We start from the raw sequence: 17098 nt of genomic DNA, 5'->3' as shown, positions 1-17098 counted from the left end.
GCGATGCGAGAATGTCGTCCGCTGGCGGGCTGGACGAGCTCGATGGTCGCGGGCTCGTGTTCTGCGCCATCTTGTTCGTCGGCTGGATCACCTTCTCGCCCTTCGCCGATCTCGCCTCGCCGGAGACGCTGGAGCTCGCGGAGGGCCGTGATTTTCAGGTCTACGCCGCCTTCGGCCTGATGGCTGCGGCGTCCTTCTTCTATGTCTGGCGCACCGACCGGCAGGCGCTCTCCGCGCTCGCGACGCCCACCAATATCGCGCTGGCCGCCTGGATCGGCGTGACGCTGGTCACCTCGCAGGAAATCTCCAACTCGCTGAAGCGCGTGGCGATGCTCGGCTGCGTCGGGACCTGCTGCCTGTCGCTCTTCCTGTTGCCGCGCGGCCGCGACGATCTCGCCAGGCTGTTGAGCATCGTCGCGCTCGTCATCGTCGGCCTCTCCTATTTCGGCCTGATCTTCTTGCCGCATTACACGATCCATCAGGCGACCGACATCGGCGAGCCGCAGCTCGCCGGCGATTGGCGCGGCGTGTTCGGCCATAAGAATGTCGCCAGCGCGGTCTTCTCCATGCTGACCTTCATCGGCATTTTCGTGCTGCGCGCCGGCCGCACGATCGAGGGCTGGACGATCTTCGTCCTCTCTCTGCTCTTCGTGCTCTGCTCGGGCGGCAAGAGCTCGACCGCCATTTGCCTCACGACGATCATCCTCTCCTTTCTCGCCGCGCGCACCCGCAATGTCGCGCTGTGGTCGATCATCGTCTTCTCGCCGCTCGTGCTGCTCAATTTTTTCGGCATAGGCTCGATCCTGTTTCCGCAGCTCGGGGCCATCGCCTCGGCGCTGCCGCTCGACGCCTCCTTCACCGGCCGCACCGATATTTGGACCTTCGCCATTCCCAAGGCCGGCGAGACGCCGATCTTCGGCCATGGCCTCGGCGCATTCTGGAACACGGCGGCGCTACGCTTCGGCGGCGAGGACACGACCATCTGGGCCGGCAACGCCGCCCATGCGCATAACGGCTATCTCGACACTGTGCTGGCCATGGGCCTGCCGGGGCTGGCTGTCACCTTCGCGGCGCTGATCGTGCAGCCGGCGCGCGATGTGCGACGCGTCTGCGCGCGCGGCGACGAGCCGGCGGTGTCGCTGCTTTTCCTACAGATTTGGATGTTCAGCCTCTATCTCAACTCGCTCGAGAGCTTTTTCTTCGATCGCGCCCATCCGGGCTGGATCGGATTGCTCTTCGCCCTCTTCGGCATGCGCTTTCTCGCCGAATTCAAGATTCGCGGCTGACCGGCCTCGGCCTTGCGACAGGAAACGAGAGACCGGGAACCTGTCCTATTCTGGCACGACGGCGGCCAGCTCCAACGTCATCGGGGAACGCCTATGGAACGACCGATCGCGCTCATCACGCCCACACATCGCGCCGACCGCGAGCGCTTCGCTCTGCTCTGCGAGAGCATCGATCGCCGCCTCTCGGGCCATGAGAGGCACTATGTCATCGTCAATGACGACGATATGGAGCTGTTCGCGCAATTCGCCGGCCCGCGCCGCGTGATCCTGCCCTGCTCGCGCTTTCTGCCGCGCTGGCTGCGGCTGGTCCCGCCTTTCCTGCAACGCAATGGACGGCGCGTCTGGTGGTCGTTCCGCTCACGGCCGGTGCATGGCTGGCACATTCAGCAAATGCTGAAGATCGCCGCCGTGCTGCAATTGCCGGAGCAACGCTTCTGCATCGTCGATTCCGACAATGTGATCATCCGTCGCTTCGACATCGGCGCCTATGCCGGCGGCGCGCGCTCGCCGCTCTATGTCGCGCGCGGAGCGATCTCCGCCGATGCGCCGCTGCACGCCAAATGGATCGCCAATGGCGACCGCCTGCTGGGCCTGCCGCCCAGCACTTTCCCGGCCAACGACTACATCGGCAATCTCATCGTCTGGGACAAGGACGCCGTGCGCGCCATGGCCAGGGCGATCGAGGACGCCACCGGAACCGACTGGTTCCTGGCGCTGTGCCGCACGCGCGCCTTCTCGGAATATCTGCTCTACGGCCAATTCGTGCGCCATTCGCCGCGCCATATGGCGGCGCATGAGGTCGTTCCGCAGAGCCTCGCCGTCGCCTATTGGGACGAGGCCCCGCTCGATCGCGCCGGCCTCGCCACTCTGCTCGCCGGCGCCCCGACCGCCAAGATCGCGCTCTGCGTCGAATCCTTCTCACACACGCCCGTGCAAGCGATTCGCGAAGCGGCGGGCCTCGCCGCCCCCGCGGCCTCGTCGCCCTTCGCGCCCCGCCTCGCCGACGGCGCCGCCGCCTGATAGGCGTCCGGCGGGGCGATGCGCGATGCGAGCCTTCAGGCTCGCTCTCCATCCGCGTCTATGCGCGAGGCGGAGCGCGTCTCCGGCATCAGCGCATAAACGATGAGCGAGCAGAAGATCGCCGCGCTGACATAATAATAGAACCAGCTCTCATGCCCCTCGCGCTTGAACCACAGCGCGACATATTCCGCCGTGCCGCCGAACAGCGAGACGGCGACCGCATAAGGCACGGCGACGCCCGTCACCCGCACCGAAGCGGGAAACAGCTCCGCCTTCACCAGCGCATTGATCGACGTATAGGCGCCGACGATGAGCCAGCCCGCCAGCACCAGCGCGAAGGCGGTCCAGGGATCGCGCGCGGTCTGGATCGCCGTCATCAGCGGAACGGTGAACAGAGTTCCGAGCACGCCGAAGGCGATGAGCAGCGGACGCCGGCCGATGCGATCCGACAGCGCGCCATAGACCGGTTGCAACGCCATCGCGAAAGTGAGCGAGCCGGCGCTGATCCATGTCGTCTGCGCGTCGCTGAGCCCGGCGGAGAGCTTCAGGAATTTCTGAATGTAGGTCGTATAGACATAGAAGGCGAGCGTGCCGCCCATGGTCAGACCGACGACCGTCGCCGCCTCGCGCGGATAGGATAGCAGCGCGCGCAAGGAGCTGCGCCGCCGCTTCGAAGCCTCGGCCGCAAAGGCCTGCGTCTCCTCGAGATCGCGCCGCATGATCAGCGCGAACAGCGCCAGCCCGGCGCCGATGGCGAAAGGAATGCGCCAGCCATAGGCGCGCAATTCCTCCGGCGTGAAGACGAGATTTTGCAGCACGAGCAGCACCAGCAGCGCCGTCAGCTGGCCGCCGATGAGCGTGACATATTGAAAGCTGGAATAGAATCCGCGCCGGCGCGAGGCCGCCATCTCGCAGAGATAAGTGGCCGAGGAGCCATATTCGCCGCCGAGGCTGAGGCCCTGCAACAGCCGTGCGAAGAGGAGCAGCGCCGGCGCCGCCTTCCCGATGGTCGCATAGCCGGGCGTGGCGGCGACGATGAGCGAGCCGACGCACATCAGCAGCACGGAGAGCGTCAGCGCGCGCCGGCGCCCGAAACGGTCGCCGATCTCGCCGAACAAAGCGCCGCCGATCGGCCGCATGAAGAAGCCGAGCGCGAACACGCCGGCGCTCGACAGCATTTGCGCGACCGGATCGTCGCCGGGGAAGAAGGAATTGGCGAAATAGAGCGAGAAGGCCGAATAGACGTAGAAATCATACCATTCGACCAGATTGCCGAGCGAGCCGACGACGATCGCCTTCAGCCTGCGCGCGGCCTCGGCGAGGCTCTCGTCCTCGTCGCGGATCGGCCCTTCGCTCGCCTCCGGCAAATCCGCCCTCGCCAAACCCGCCCTCGACTCGTCGCCCGCTTTCTGGACGACTATGGGCCGCCGCCGGCTCCGAGGCAAATCGGCGGGCGCCGCGCAGTCCCGCGTTTCGGCCGCTTTTCCCCATCGTCGCGCAAATTGGCGAAGGGAGGGGCCGCGTCCCAAAAATGGCGGAAAAACGCCTTGCTCGCGCCCGCCCCCGTTTCGACTTGGAAACGATCGGGACATATTCTCGGGATAGGTCTTGCTGGACGCGACGGAACGCCGCCGCGCGAAGCCCCGCGGGTGCGCTCGACGTGACGAAGACAGATGCGATCCTCCTGGTCGAGGACGACGCCGAAATCGGCGAGTTGATCTCTCGCTATCTCCTCACCCATCAGATCGACGTCGCCGTCGTCGCCGACGGCGGCGCGATGGACACGGCGCTGGCGCGGCGCGAGTTCGATCTCGTGATCCTCGATCTCAATCTGCCCGGCGAGAACGGGCTCTCCATCTGCCGCCGGCTGCGCGCCGATCGCAATCTGCCGATCGTCATCGTCACCGCGCAGGGCGAGGACGTCGATCGCATTCTCGGGCTCGAGATGGGCGCCGACGATTATCTGGTGAAGCCCTTCAATCCGCGCGAGCTGCTGGCGCGCATCCGCTCCGTGCTGCGCCGCGCGCGCGCCGCCTTCACCAGCAAGGACGAAGCCAGCTCGCGCTATTATCTCTTCGAAGGGTGGCGCGTCGACATAATGGCGCATCAGGTCACGACGCCCGGCGGCACCAAAGTGGCGCTGACCAGCGCCGAATTCGATCTTCTCTATGCGCTGTGCGAGCGGCCCAATCGCGTGCTGACGCGCGACCAGCTCATCGATCTCACGCATGGACCGACGGCCGGCCCCTTTCAGCGCAGCATAGACGTGCTCATCAGCCGGCTGCGCCAGAAGATGGAGAGCGATCCGAAAAACCCGCGCTACATTCAGACGATCCGCTCGGAGGGCTATTTGTTCACGCCGCAGGTGATGCGCGCGTGAACCGCTTCTGGCGCGGGCTGCGGCCCGATCATCTGGCCGGGCAGATCGCCATTCTGGTGCTCGCCTCCATCGTGCTGTTCCACGCCTGCGTGACGATCGCGATACAGGTCTTCCACCAGGAGCGGGCGTTTCGCGCGGAACGCGCGTTTCGGCAAGAATGGATGGTTCGCAAAGAGCGGATGGCTCGCGAAGAGTGGATGGGTCGGGAGGAACGCGCGCCGCGCGCTCGCGGATCGCTGACCGAGACGGCGGCGGCGCTCGCCTGGGCCTTCGATCTCGCGCCTCCGGGCGAGCGCGAGCAGCTTCTCGCCGCGCTCGGCGATCCGTCGCGCGGAACCCGGCCGGAGCTCGCCGCGACGCGTCCGACCGCCGCGCAGACCGCCCGCGGCGAGCCCGCGCCGGGCGCGTTGCGCGCTTATTTATGGCCGGGCGCCGAGGTCTTCGCGACCAAGCCCGATGGCCATTCCGTCACCGTCGCGCTGCGCAAGGGCGGCTATCTGACGCTCACCTCGCCGCCGCGCGAGGCGCGACACGAGGGTTTTGGCGACGGCGGCCCGCGCGGACCGCCGGGCGGCGATTTCCCCGGCGCGCAGCCTCCGCCGACAAACGCCCTGTCTCCGCTGGACGGCCCGCCGCCCCTCGATCTGCCGTCTGCGACGGGCATATGGCTGTCGTCGGCGCTGTTCTTCCTGATCTGCGCCGCCATACTGACCTTCTGGACGTCCAGCGCCGTCGTCGCGCCGCTGGTCGGGCTCGCGCGCCAGGCCGAGAAATTCCCCAGCGAATCGGGCGAATGCGAGCTGCTGGCCGAGAAAGGGCCGCAGGAGGTCCGCGACCTCACGCGCGCGCTCAACCGCATGCAGGCGCGGATCTATTCGATGATCGCGGCGCGCTCGCGCGTCTTGGCCGCGATCAGCCATGATCTGCGCACCATCATCACGCGCATGCGGCTGCGCGCCGAATTCATCGACGACGAGCCCTTGCGCGCCAAAATGCTGCTCGACGTCGAGCTCATGGATTCGATGCTCTACAAGAATCTTCTCTTCCTGCGCGAGGAGCGCTTCCGGCACACGCAGGAGATCGTCGATCTCGACAGCGTGCTGCAGACAGTGGCCGATCAATTCGCCGATCTCGGCCATGACGTGGCCTATGAGGGCGACGGACGGCGCATGGTGATCGGCTCGCTCACCGATCTGCAGCGCGTCTTCGCCAATCTCGTCGAGAACGCCGTCGCCCATGGGAGCCGCGTCGTCATCACCGTCGCGCGGGCCGCCGACGACGGCGTCCAGATCGATGTCGCCGACGATGGTCCGGGCATACCGGATGCGGAGAAAGCGCAGGTCGTCGAGCCCTTCGTGCGCGGCCGGCCGGGACGCAATCTCAACGAGCATGGCGGCTTCGGCCTCGGCCTCTCGATCGTGCGCGCCCTCGTCGAGGAGGCGGGCGGCGCGCTGCGGCTGCTCGACCGCGAGCCGCACGGACTCGTCGCCCAGGTGACGCTGCGCCCGGCCGAAAAGGCGGCGACGGAGCCCAAGGCGGCCTGAGCGCCGCCCGCGCCTGCGCTGTCTGGTCGCGGTCCCTCGGCGCGACCCCCGATTCTCGGCGGAGCGGATTCATGGTCTCATGTCGTTTCCGCGAGTCGGGGGGCGCGCCGCGCCGCTGCGCTCGCGAGACGCCGACGAGGAGCCCCGCATGAACGATCCGCGCCGCCTCTTTCAGTCGCTGGCCCTTCTCGCCGGCTTTTGCGCGCCGGCCGTCGCCGCCGACGCCGCCCATGGCAAGCGCATCGCCGAGCGCTGGTGCGCGTCCTGCCATGTGATGACGAGCGCCCAGAAGACCGCCAACGCCGACGCGCCCTCCTTCGCCGACGTCGCCCAGCGCCGCGCCGACGCCAAGGCGCTGGCCAATTTCCTGGTCGATCCGCATCCGAAAATGCCGGACATGCATCTGTCGCGGCGCGAGATCGAGGATATTGTCGCCTATATCCGCAGCCTCGACCCGCGCCCGCGGGAGCCCGAGCCGGGCACCGACCGCTACGATCGGCCGAAGAACGGGTGAGCAGCCCCGCTGGACCGCCATCGCGTGAGGCACTAATCAGTCCCGATCGCTCCACGGGACCAGAACCATGGCCTATGCGGTCAAGGAAGCCTTCAAGACGCTGCAAGGGGAGGGTCGCCATTCCGGGCGGGCCGCCGTCTTCTGCCGTTTTGCCGGCTGCAATCTGTGGAGCGGCCGCGAGGCCGACCGCGAGGCGGCGACCTGCCGCTTCTGCGACACGGATTTCATCGGCGTCGATGGCGAGAATGGCGGCAAATTCTCGGGCGCCCAGGCTCTCGCCGCGCATCTGGCCGGGCTCTGGGGTGAAAACCGCGAGCGGCGTTTCGCCGTCTTGACCGGCGGCGAGCCCATGTTGCAAATCGACGCCGCGCTGCTCGACGCGCTCCACGCCGAGGGCTTCGAGATCGCGGTGGAGACCAATGGGACGCTTCCCGTCCCGCCTGCGGTCGACTGGATCTGCGTCAGCCCCAAGGCGGGCGCGCCGCTGGTCCAGACCGCGGGCGACGAGCTCAAGCTCGTCTATCCGCAGAAAGGGGCCGAGCCGGAGCTGTTCGAGGGGCTCGCCTTCGACCATTTCCTGCTGCAGCCCATGGACGGGCCGGACGTATTGCGCAATACGAGGGCGGCGATCGACTATTGCCTGGCGCATCCGCTGTGGCGGTTCTCGCACCAGACGCACAAGGCCATCGGGGTGAAATGACGGTTCTGTTCGAAGTCTATCGGGAGTTCTGCTTCGAGGCGGCGCACGCCCTCTACGATCCAGACCACCCGACCGGCGGGAAATACCGCAATCTGCACGGGCATTCCTTCCGCGTGCGGGTGACGCTGCGCGGCCCGCGTCAGGACGGCGAGGACTGGGTCATGGACCTCGGCAAGCTCGGCGCGCGGCTGCAGGCGCTGCGCGAGCGGCTGGACCATTCCTTCCTCAACGAGCTGGAAGGCCTCGGCAAGCCGACGCTCGAAAATCTCTGCGTCTATATCTGGCGGGATCTCGAGCCGTCGCTGCCGGCGATCCACGAGGTCGGCATTTTCCGCGACACCTGCAATGAAGGCTGCGTGCTGAAGAAGCAGTGACGGCGCGATCCGCAGCGCCCCTCCGCGCGCGTTTGCAAAGTCGCGCGAAAAATTGCAGTTTCGCGCGAGATTCGGACGGCCTGCCCTCCCCGGCCGCTTCGCTGAGCCCAGAACCCCATCCGTTCCATCATCCGACCGACGCTCGCGCGTGAGCGTGCGCTCGTCGGAGCAGCGGCGCGCTTTTCGCTCTGCGAACGTGTGCAATGGACAAGAAGGAGACAATCGCGTGAGCCTCGCTTGCGGGATCGATTTCGGAACCTCCAACTCCTCCGTCGGCTTCATGGCCGGCGGCGAGCCGACGCTCGTCCCGCTCGAGGGCGCGAGCGTCACCATTCCGAGCGCGATCTTCTACCCGGCCTACAACGGCTCGCTGAGCTTCGGCCGCGCCGCCATCGGACTCTATATCGACCGCGAGAACGGTCGGCTGTTCCGCGCGATCAAGAGCATTCTGGGCGGCTCGCTGATCCATGAGACTACCGCCGCCGGCGGCAGGCGCGTCGCCTTCACCGCCATATTGGGACGCTTTCTGCATCATCTGAAGGACAAGACCGAGCTGTGCGCCGGCCGCTCCGTCGAAAGCGCCGTGCTCGGCCGCCCGGTGTTCTTCGTCGACGATAATGAGACGGCCGATCGCGTCGCGCAGGATCAGCTCGCCGCCGCCGCCCATGCGCAGGGCTTCAAAAATGTCCTCTTCCAATATGAGCCGATCGCCGCCGCGCTGGACTATGAGCGGCGCATCGAACGCGAGGAGATCGCGCTGATCGCCGACATCGGCGGCGGCACCTCGGATTTCTCCATTGTGAAGGTCTCGCCGAGGAATCGGCGCAAGATCGAGCGCAAGGACGATATTCTCGCCAATGCCGGCGTCCATGTCGGCGGCACCGATCTCGACTATCGGCTGAGCCTCAAGCAGGTGATGCCCTTGTTCGGCTATCAGACGCGGCAGAGGAAGCGCCCCGAGCTCGATCTGCCCAATGGCTATTTCCACGATCTCGCGCAATGGCATCGCATCGCCTTCCTCTACAACAACAAGACGCTCGAGGAGCTGAAGCAGCTGCGCGCGATCGCCGACGAGCCGGAGAAGGTCGATCGCTTCGTGCGAGCGATCGACGATCGCGCCGGCCATCGCGTGGCGGGCGATGTCGAATCCGCCAAGATCATCCTCTCCGACGCCGCGACCGCGATGATCGACCTCGCCTATATCGACGAGACATTGCGCATAGAGACGTCCCGCCGCCTCTTCGAGGAGACGATCGCCAATGAATGCCGCAAGCTCTCCGATTGCGTCGCCCACTGCCTGAAAACGGCCGGCGTCGCGGCGGGGGACGTCGACACGGTGTTCTTCACCGGCGGCAGCACCTCCATTCCGGCGATCGAGCGCGCCTGCCTCGCCCATACGCCGCGGGCGAAGATCGTGCGCGGCGATAAATTCGCCAGCGTCGGCGTCGGGCTGACGATCGACTCGGGGCTGAAATTCGGGCCCGGCGTCTGAACCGCGGTCAGGCCGTCGTCTGCGGCCCGGTCGCGCCCGAGAGATCGACCTCCACGCGCAGCCCGCCGAGGTCGGAGCGGGAAAAGCGCATGTCCGCTCCATAGGCGTCGAGCACGTCCTGCACGATGGCGAGGCCGAGGCCGGCGCCGCCGGTCTCGTCGAGACGGCCGCCGCGGCGGCGAATGAGCGCCTCGCTGCCTTCGGGCAGGCCGGGCCCGTCATCCTCGACGACGAAGCATCCCGCCACGGCGGAGACGCGAATGCGAGAGCGCGCGTGGCGCGAGGCGTTCTCCATGAGATTGCCGAGAATCTCCATCAGATCGACGCGGTCGACGGCGACGCGGGCGTCGCGCGCGATGCGCATCTCGAAGGTGGCCGTCGTCCCGGCCGAGGCGAGCGTGCGCGCCAGCGCGTCCACCACCTCGGCGACCGGCGTCTGCTCGCCGCCGCGCGCGAGGCCGCGGCTGCGCGCCCGCGCCAGCTCGCGCGCCACATGACGATGCATGGCGTCGCCGATGCGATCGAGCGAGCGCGCGATCTCGGTCTCGCCCTTCTCGCGCAAGAGGCGGGCGTCGGCGGCCAGCGCGGTGAGCGGCGTCTTCAACCCATGGGCGAGATCGGCGGCGCGATTGCGCGCGCGCGCGATCTCCTTGTCGCGCTCGTCGAGCAGGCCGTTGACCTCGTCGATCAGCGGCTGCACCTCCGGCAGCGCCGGCGAGTCGAGCCGGCGGCGGCGGCCCTTGGCGATCTCGCCCACCGCCACGCCGAGGCCGGCCAGCGGCGCGAGGCCGAGCCCGACCTGAATCCAAGTGGCGAAGGTCAGCCCGACCGCGATGAGAAACAGCGCCGCGACCAGCTCCGCGGCAAAGGCGTCGCGCGCGCGGGCGACGCCGGCGAGATCGAGCGCCACCAGCACGCGGACGCGCAGCGGCGCGGCGCCGCCGAGCGCGACGCAGCGCTGCCCGCCGAGCAGCGCATTGTCCCAGGGGCCTCGCAGACGATGATAGAAAATCCGATCGCCGCTCTTGCAGCCGGCGGGGAAATCCAGCGCCTCCTCGCCGAGCGAGGCGGACCGCTCGACGTCGCGGCTGTCGTCGCTCGCCGCCTGCCAATAAAAGCCCGAGCGAAACCGTGCGAAACGCGGGTCCGGCGTCGCGGTGATGATGCGCAGGCGCCCTTCGGCGTCGACGGCGAGATCGGAGACCAGCTGGCGGACATAGGTCTCGATGTCGTCGTCCATCGTGCGTTCGACGTGATGCTCGAACAACAGCACCAGCACGAAGCCCGCCAGCGCGAGCGCCGCGGCGATGGCGGCGACGCCGGCGAGGAACAGCCGCAGGCGCAGCGAGCGCGTCCTCATGCGTCGAGATCGGGGATCAGATAGCCGAAGCCGCGCCGCGTCTCGATCGCCTCGGCGCCGAGCTTTTTGCGCACGCGGCCGATCAGCACCTCGACCGCATTGGAGCTCTGCTGGTCGTGGCCATAGACATGCTCGGCGAGATCGGATTGCGGGACCACCTGCCCGCGCCGATGCAGAAGATAGGCGACCAGCCGATATTCGATCGCGGTGAGCTCGATCGGAACGCCTGCCAGCGTGATCGTCATGCTGCGCTCGTCGAGCGAGAGCGCGCCATTGCGCGTCACCGAGGAGGCGTGGCCGGCCGAGCGGCGAATGATGGAGCGCAGCCGCGCCAAAAGCTCCTCGGGCTGGAACGGCTTGGGCAGATAATCATCGGCGCCGGCGTCTATTCCGGCGACGCGCTCGCTCCAGGAGCCGCGCGCGCTGAGCGCCAGCACGGGCGTGCGGCGGCCCTGCTCGCGCCAGCGCTCCAGCACGGCGAGCCCGTCCAGCCCCGGCAGGCCGAGATCGAGAATGACGGCCGCGAAATTCTCGGTGTCGCCGAGAAACCAGGCGTCCTCGCCATTGGCGACGGTGTCGACGACATAGCCCGCCGCGCGCAGCGCCTTCGCCACGTCGCGGGAAATGCGCTCGTCGTCTTCCACCAGCAAAATTCGCATTGAACGGGGCTGCGGTGCTATGATTCGCTCGGATTTGGTCGCCGCGTCAGCGTCCCGCTCGAGCTCGTCAGCGTTTCGTCAGCTTCGATAAGCGAAATTGCGCCCCGACGCAAAGACCGGTTCCAGGCGGAATGAAAAGAAAACCGTTTCAATATCTTGTCCTCGCCCTCGGGCTCGCCGGCGCGCTTCGCGCCAGCGCGGGCCTCGCCGCCGACGACATCTCCATTCCGCTGCGCGAGCAGGATATTCAAGCGGCGGGAATAGAGACGAAGCCCGTGGAAAAAGGCTCCGGCTCGGACGAGCTCGTCGTTCCGGGAACGGTGACGGTTCCGCCGCAGCAATTGCGCATGGTCGCCGCCCCCGCCGCCGGCCTCGTCGAGACTTTGCTCGTCTCCCCGGACGAGGAGGTGAAGGCGGGCGACCCCATCGCCACGTTGAAATCCTCCGAGCTGATCGAGGCGCAGCGGGCTTTTCTGCAGGCCGCCGCCGACGCCGCTCTGGCCAATGAGAAGCTGCGCCGCGACGAGCAGCTGTACAAAGAGCGGATCATCGCCGAGCGCCGCCTGCTGGTGACGCGCGCCGAGGCCGCCCAGGCGCGCTCGCTGCTCGACGAGCGCGGCCAGCTGCTGGCGCTCGACGGCATGACCGAGCCGGCGATCGAGTCGTTGCGCAAGGAGCGCAAGCTCGCCGCCGCGCTCGTCGTGCGCGCGCCGATGGCAGGCGTCATTCTCGCGCGCCACGCCACGGTCGGCGACCGCGTGATGGCCTCGGCGCCGCTCGTCACCATCGCGCGGCTGAACCCGATCTGGGTCAATCTGCAAATCCCCATCGGCCGCGCCGCCGGGCTCGACCGCGCGGACAAGGTCGTGCTGCCGAGCCTCGGCGTCGAGGGCAGGCTGATCCGCATCGGCCGCACCGCCGATCCGGCGACGCAATCGGTCACCGCGGTCGCGGAATTTGCGCCCGGCAAATCCCCGATTCGACCGGGACAGGCGGTCCAGGCCATTCTGCGCCTCAAAGGCTCGGGGGGCTCGCTCTGGCGCGTGCCGGCCGACGCCGTCGTCCATTTTCGCGAAAAGGACTGGGTGTTTCTGCGTTCCGCCGACGGGTTCCGCGCCATGCCGATCGCCCTCGTCTCGGAGACGCCGCAATATGCGTCGATTCAAGGACCGCTCTCCACCGCCGATCAGGTGGCGACGCGCGGAATGCTGACCTTGCTCGCCGAGCTGGCGGCCAAGGACCCGAGCGCTAAGTGAGCGAAACGCGACATGCTCGATAAACTCATCCAAGCCGCGCTCGGCCAGAGGCTCCTCGTCTTTCTCGCGGCGATCGCTCTCGCCGCATGGGGCGCGCACGCCTATTCCAAGCTGCCGATCGACGCCTTTCCCGATGTCGCGCCGGTCCAGGTTCTGGTCTCCATGCGCGCGCCGGGCCTGACGCCAGAGGAGCTCGAGAACCGCGTCACCGCGCCGATCGAGATCGCCGCGCGCGGCATTCCCAATCTCGTGCGCATGCGCTCGACGACGCGCTATTCGGTGGCGCTGCTCACATTCGAGTTCGCCGAAGGCACGGATATTTTCTGGGCCCGCACGCAGGTGAACGAGCGCCTCGCCTCGGTCGCGGATCAGCTTCCGGCGGGGGCCTCGGGCGGGCTCGCGCCCATCGTCACGCCGCTCGCTGAAATGCTGATGTTCACGCTCGTCGGCGGCGGCCTCACGCCCACCGAGCAGCGCAGCCTCGTCGATTGGACGATTCGCCCCGCCCTGCGCGGCCTGCCCGGCGTCGCCGACCTCAATGTGCTCGGCGGCTTCGTGCGCACTTTCGAGGTCGCGCCCTCGCCGCCGGCCATGGCGGCGCGCGGCATCACGGTGAAAATGCTGAAGGATGCGCTCGAGGAGAACAATCGCAACGACGGCGCCGGCCGCGTGCGCGACGGCGAGGAGGCGCTTCTGGTGCGCGCGGAGGGACGGCTGCGCACGCTCGAGGACATACGCTCCGTCGTCGTCGCCGCGCGGCCGACCGGCGTCGTGCGCATCGCCGATGTGGCCGAGGTGCGCAATGGCGCGCTGGCCCGCAATGGCGTCACCACGCGCAATGGCGAGGACGAGGCCGTCTGGGCCCTGGTGCTCGGCCTGCGCGGCGCCGACGCCAGCACCGTCGTCTCCGGCGTCAAGGCCAAGCTCGAGGAGCTGAAGCCACGCCTGCCGGAGGGCGTCAAAATCGAGATTTTCTACGATCGCAGCGAGCTCATCTCCAAAGCCGTGTGGACGGTGCAGAAAGTCTTGATCGAGGCCATCGTCCTCGTCGTCATTCTGCTGTTCCTCTTCCTCGGCAATCTGCGCGCGGCGCTCGTCGTCTCGCTGATCCTGCCGCTCGCCGCGCTCTCCACCTTCGCCATCATGCGGCTCTACGGACTCTCGGCGAACATCATGTCGCTCGGCGGCCTCGCCATCGCCATCGGCATATTGGTCGATTGCGCCGTCGTCGTCGTCGAGAATGTCGAGCATCGACTCGCCGGCATGGAAAAGGCCGACCTGCAGGACCGCGTTCGCATCACCTATGAGTCGACGCGCGAGGTCGCCGGCCCGCTCGTCTCCGGCGCCGTCATCATCATCACCGTCTTTCTGCCGCTGCTCTCGCTCGAAGGGCTCGAGGGCCGCCTGTTCGCGCCGGTCGCGCTCACCATCGCCTTCGCCATGGGCTCGGCGCTCATTCTCTCGCTCACCGTGGTGCCGGCGCTGGCCGCCACTCTGCTGCGCGCCGGCGGCAGCGACGAGCCCTGGCTGGTGCGTAAAATCTCCGCCTTCTATGATCCGCTGCTCGAGCGCGCATTGCGGCGGCCGATGGTCGTCGGCGCCGCGGTGACGGTCGGCCTCGCTCTGGCGCTGCTCGCCTCCAATCACATCGGCCAGACCTTCATGCCGGTGATGGACGAAGGCACGCCGGTCATCACCGTGCGCAAGCATCCGACGATCAGCGTCGACATGACCGCCGAGACCGACCTGCGCATCGAGCGCGCGCTGATGGCGCGCGTGCCGGAGATCAAGGGCGTGATGGCGCGCGCCGGCGCCGACGAGCTCGGCATCGATCCTGTCGGCCTCAATGAGACCGATATGTTCCTGACGCTCGCGCCGATGGACAAATGGCGCGAGCCGAACATGGCCTGGCTGCTCGGCGAGCTGCGCCAGGTGCTCGACACTTTCCCCGGCATTTCCTACGCCTTCTCGCAGCCGATCGACATGCGCGTGCAGGAGATGATCATCGGCGCGCGCGGCGATGTGGTGGTGAAGGTGTTCGGCGACGATATCGACGAGCTGAACCGCCTCGCCCGCGAGATCGCCGGGACCTTGCGCAAGATCGACGGCTCGCGCGACGTGTTCGCGCTGCAGAATGACGGGATGCGCTATCTGACCGCGCGCATCGACCGGCTCGCCGCCGGGCGCTTCGGCCTCAACGCCAGCGAGATACAGGACGGCTTGCGCATATGGGTGGACGGCACGCAGGTCGGCCTCGTGCTCGAGGGCCCGGTGCGCACGCCGCTGGTCATTCGCGGCGATCCGGTGTCGCGCCGCTCGCCGGTGGATTTCGCGCGCGTGCCGGTGGTCTCCGCCGACGGCAAGGTGGTGGAGCTGTCGCAGCTCGCCGACATACGCACCGAGAACGGCCCGATTCAGGTGATCCGCGAGGAGGCGCGCCGCTACGCCACGGTGCTCTCCAATGTCACCGGCCGCGATCTCGTCGGCTTCGTCGCCGACGCCAAGGCGGCCGTCGCCAAGGAGGTGCATGCGCCGCCGGGCTATGAGCTCGTCTGGGGCGGGCAGTTCGAGAATCAGCAGCGCGCCTCGGCAAGGCTCGCCATCGTCGTGCCGCTGGCGCTGGGGCTCATCTTTTTGCTGCTCTATCTCACCTTCGGCTCGGCGTCGCAGGCCCTGCTCGTCTTCTGCAACGTGCCTTTCGCGGCGATCGGCGGCGTCATCGGCCTGTGGCTCTCCGGCGAGTTCCTCTCGGTGCCGGCCTCGGTCGGCTTCATCGCGCTGATCGGCATCGCCGTGCTCAATGGAGTCGTGCTCATCTCCTACATCAACAAGCTCGTCGCCGACGGCCGCAGCGTGCATGACGCGGTGCGCGAAGGCGCCCGACGCCGCATGCGGCCGGTGCTGCTCACCGCGACCATCGCCGCGCTCGGCCTCGCGCCCTTCCTCTTCGCCAAGGGCCCCGGCGCGGAAATCCAGCGGCCGCTCGCCATTGTCGTCATCGGCGGCCTCGTCACCGCGACGGCGCTCACCCTGCTGCTGTTGCCCATTCTCTACGATCGCTTCGACTTCAAGCGCCTGCTGCGCGTGCGTGCGGCGACGCGAACGCCCACCTCGGCGACGCCGGACTCTCGTTGGCGGATCATGCGCCGATGACACAGCGTCACGGCGGCGCTCGTCCGCTCCTCTCCCTTCTGCTCGTCCTGCTCCACGCCTCGAGCGCGGCCAGCGAGACCAGGCCCAAGCTCTCGATCTCGCCTCTTCCTCCGGAGACGCGAGCGAAGCCGAAAGCGAAGCCGCCGGGAAAACCTTACGGCCTCGTGCTGGCGCGCCATCTCGATCAGGCGATCGGCATCGATGCGCAGAGCGCCTCGCTCGACGCGCAGCGCCGCGCGGTGGCGGCGCGCTATGCGCAAGCCAATTCCTTCACGCCGGGCTCGCCTTTTTTCGGCGGCTCGCGCGAGGAGCGAGTGAAGGGCAATGTGAAGGGCTATCGCGAATCGGAGCTCGAGATCGGCATGCCGATCTGGCTGCCCGGCGAGCGCGACGCCTATGAGAACAATGTCACCGCCGGCGTCGTCGAGCTCGACGAGCGCTTGGCGCTGCGGCGCCTCGACCTCGCCGCGCTGGTCCGCGACGCCTGGTGGACGGCGCAGCGCACGGCCAAGGACGCGGCGGTCGCCCGCGATCGGCTGGCGACGGCGCGCGACATCGGCAACGACATGACGCGGCGCGTCGCGCTCGGCGAGAACGCCGCGCAGGACGAATTGCTCGCCCGCAACGAGACGCTCGCCGCCGAGACCGAGGTGGCGCAGACCGACGCCGCCGCCAAGGCCGCGCGCGCCGCCTATGCGGTGCTGACCGGCGGCGCGACGCCGGACGGAACGCTGGAGGCGCCGCTGCCGGCGCGCCCGCCGGACGATCATCCGGCGCTGCGCACGCCGCTCGCCGCTCTCGCCAAGGCGCAGACGCAGATGCGGCTCATCGAGGCCGGCTTCATCGACAATCCGGAGATCACCGTTTTCGGCCGCAACGAGCAGGGCACCGAGCCCGCCGTCGAGGACCCGATCCGCTCCAACAATAATACGGTGGGCGTGCGCTTCCGCATTCCGCTGCCGACGCCCGGCCGCAATATTCCGCGCGTCGCCGAGGCGCAGGCGGAGGTCGATCGCGCCACGGCCGAATTCGCGCGGGCGCAGCGGCTCGTCGCCGCGGAGATCAACGCCGCCCGCGCCGCCGTCGCCGCGACGCGCCGCGCCGACGGCCTCTCCGCCAAGCGGCTTTCGGTCGCGACCGAGCAGTTCGATCTGGCGCGGCGCTCCTTCCGGCTCGGCGAGATCAACGCCTTCGATCTCTATCGCGTGCGCCAATTGCAGCTCGACGCGCAACGCGCGCGGGCGAGCGCGGCGATCGATCTCGGCGTCGCGCTGTCGCGGCTCAATCAAGCCTTCGGCTACGCGCCGACTCTGTGACGCCTCGCGGCGAGCGTCACGCGAAATGCCGATGAAGCGCGGAG

Annotated in this window: 14 protein-coding genes; 11 read left to right on the top strand and 3 right to left on the bottom strand. The window is 68.1% G+C overall.

Going from position 1 to position 17098, the window contains the following annotated elements:
- Positions 1-11: 11 nt before the first annotated feature.
- Positions 12-1286: an O-antigen ligase gene (locus VIF40_RS14490; protein ID WP_331938217.1), complete on the top strand. Its 1275-nt coding sequence runs from the start codon at positions 12-14 to the stop codon at positions 1284-1286.
- A 93-nt stretch (positions 1287-1379) separates the two neighbouring features.
- Positions 1380-2306, top strand: a complete 927-nt coding sequence (locus VIF40_RS14485; protein ID WP_331938216.1) for a DUF6492 family protein — start codon at positions 1380-1382, stop codon at positions 2304-2306.
- A 35-nt stretch (positions 2307-2341) separates the two neighbouring features.
- Here the strand turns inward: VIF40_RS14485 and VIF40_RS14480 are convergent, their stop codons facing one another.
- Positions 2342-3649 carry an MFS transporter gene (locus VIF40_RS14480; RefSeq protein WP_331938267.1) on the bottom strand — a complete coding sequence of 436 codons (1308 nt, stop codon included), beginning with the start codon at positions 3647-3649 and terminating at the stop codon, positions 2342-2344.
- A 317-nt stretch (positions 3650-3966) separates the two neighbouring features.
- Between VIF40_RS14480 and VIF40_RS14475 the strand changes: the two genes are divergently transcribed.
- The 6 genes from VIF40_RS14475 to VIF40_RS14450 all read left to right on the top strand — a co-directional run bounded on the left by VIF40_RS14475 (position 3967) and on the right by VIF40_RS14450 (position 9310).
- Positions 3967-4686: a response regulator gene (locus VIF40_RS14475; RefSeq protein WP_331938215.1), complete on the top strand. Its 720-nt coding sequence runs from the start codon at positions 3967-3969 to the stop codon at positions 4684-4686.
- Positions 4683-6230, top strand: coding sequence for a HAMP domain-containing sensor histidine kinase (locus VIF40_RS14470; RefSeq protein ID WP_331938214.1), 1548 nt, complete (start codon positions 4683-4685; stop codon positions 6228-6230). Before VIF40_RS14475 ends, VIF40_RS14470 begins: the two co-directional genes overlap by 4 nt.
- Before the next feature lie 148 nt (positions 6231-6378).
- Positions 6379-6744, top strand: a complete 366-nt coding sequence (locus VIF40_RS14465; RefSeq protein WP_331938213.1) for a cytochrome c — start codon at positions 6379-6381, stop codon at positions 6742-6744.
- A gap of 67 nt (positions 6745-6811) precedes the next feature.
- Positions 6812-7444: a 7-carboxy-7-deazaguanine synthase gene (gene queE, locus VIF40_RS14460; protein WP_331938212.1), complete on the top strand. Its 633-nt coding sequence runs from the start codon at positions 6812-6814 to the stop codon at positions 7442-7444.
- Complete coding sequence (locus VIF40_RS14455) at positions 7441-7818, top strand: 6-carboxytetrahydropterin synthase (RefSeq protein WP_331938211.1); 378 nt, start codon at positions 7441-7443, stop codon at positions 7816-7818. The genes queE and VIF40_RS14455 overlap by 4 nt, the downstream gene beginning before the upstream one ends.
- Positions 7819-8044: 226 nt before the next feature.
- Positions 8045-9310, top strand: a complete 1266-nt coding sequence (locus VIF40_RS14450; protein ID WP_331938210.1) for an Hsp70 family protein — start codon at positions 8045-8047, stop codon at positions 9308-9310.
- Between the two features lie 7 nt (positions 9311-9317).
- Here VIF40_RS14450 and VIF40_RS14445 read toward each other — a convergent pair whose 3' ends face one another.
- Both VIF40_RS14445 and VIF40_RS14440 read right to left on the bottom strand, forming a co-directional pair.
- Positions 9318-10670, bottom strand: coding sequence for an ATP-binding protein (locus VIF40_RS14445; RefSeq protein WP_331938209.1), 1353 nt, complete (start codon positions 10668-10670; stop codon positions 9318-9320).
- Positions 10667-11329 carry a response regulator transcription factor gene (locus VIF40_RS14440; protein WP_331938208.1) on the bottom strand — a complete coding sequence of 221 codons (663 nt, stop codon included), beginning with the start codon at positions 11327-11329 and terminating at the stop codon, positions 10667-10669. The genes VIF40_RS14445 and VIF40_RS14440 overlap by 4 nt, the downstream gene beginning before the upstream one ends.
- A 131-nt stretch (positions 11330-11460) precedes the next feature.
- Between VIF40_RS14440 and VIF40_RS14435 the strand changes: the two genes are divergently transcribed.
- From VIF40_RS14435 to VIF40_RS14425, 3 genes are read left to right on the top strand one after another with little or no spacing between them, the layout of a single operon-like run.
- A complete protein-coding gene (locus tag VIF40_RS14435; RefSeq protein WP_331938207.1) occupies positions 11461-12585 on the top strand; it encodes an efflux RND transporter periplasmic adaptor subunit in 1125 nt (374 codons plus the stop codon).
- Positions 12586-12597: 12 nt separating this feature from the next.
- The gene (locus VIF40_RS14430) at positions 12598-15738 is read left to right on the top strand and encodes a CusA/CzcA family heavy metal efflux RND transporter (RefSeq protein ID WP_331938206.1); all 3141 of its coding nucleotides are present in this window, start codon (positions 12598-12600) and stop codon (positions 15736-15738) included.
- Positions 15735-17054 (top strand): TolC family protein, encoded by a 1320-nt coding sequence (locus VIF40_RS14425; protein WP_331938205.1) that lies wholly within the window; start codon positions 15735-15737, stop codon positions 17052-17054. The genes VIF40_RS14430 and VIF40_RS14425 overlap by 4 nt, the downstream gene beginning before the upstream one ends.
- Positions 17055-17098: the final 44 nt, after the last annotated feature.

This window comes from Methylosinus sp. (genome assembly GCF_036560965.1).
GTDB lineage: Bacteria > Pseudomonadota > Alphaproteobacteria > Rhizobiales > Beijerinckiaceae > Methylosinus.
The sequence above is the reverse complement of the archived record's forward strand: the minus strand, read 5'-3'. Positions and strand labels throughout refer to the sequence as shown.

What these genes read in the sequence shown, in the direction of transcription:
- VIF40_RS14490 (WP_331938217.1), top strand. Translation starts at nt 12, where the DNA reads ATGTCGTCCGCTGGCGGGCTGGACGAGCTCGATGGTCGCGGGCTCGTG.
- VIF40_RS14485 (WP_331938216.1), top strand. Translation starts at nt 1,380, where the DNA reads ATGGAACGACCGATCGCGCTCATCACGCCCACACATCGCGCCGACCGC.
- VIF40_RS14465 (WP_331938213.1), top strand. Translation starts at nt 6,379, where the DNA reads ATGAACGATCCGCGCCGCCTCTTTCAGTCGCTGGCCCTTCTCGCCGGC.
- queE (WP_331938212.1), top strand. Translation starts at nt 6,812, where the DNA reads ATGGCCTATGCGGTCAAGGAAGCCTTCAAGACGCTGCAAGGGGAGGGT.
- VIF40_RS14455 (WP_331938211.1), top strand. Translation starts at nt 7,441, where the DNA reads ATGACGGTTCTGTTCGAAGTCTATCGGGAGTTCTGCTTCGAGGCGGCG.
- VIF40_RS14445 (WP_331938209.1), bottom strand. Translation starts at nt 10,670, where the DNA reads ATGAGGACGCGCTCGCTGCGCCTGCGGCTGTTCCTCGCCGGCGTCGCC.
- VIF40_RS14440 (WP_331938208.1), bottom strand. Translation starts at nt 11,329, where the DNA reads ATGCGAATTTTGCTGGTGGAAGACGACGAGCGCATTTCCCGCGACGTG.
- VIF40_RS14435 (WP_331938207.1), top strand. Translation starts at nt 11,461, where the DNA reads ATGAAAAGAAAACCGTTTCAATATCTTGTCCTCGCCCTCGGGCTCGCC.
- VIF40_RS14430 (WP_331938206.1), top strand. Translation starts at nt 12,598, where the DNA reads ATGCTCGATAAACTCATCCAAGCCGCGCTCGGCCAGAGGCTCCTCGTC.
- VIF40_RS14425 (WP_331938205.1), top strand. Translation starts at nt 15,735, where the DNA reads ATGACACAGCGTCACGGCGGCGCTCGTCCGCTCCTCTCCCTTCTGCTC.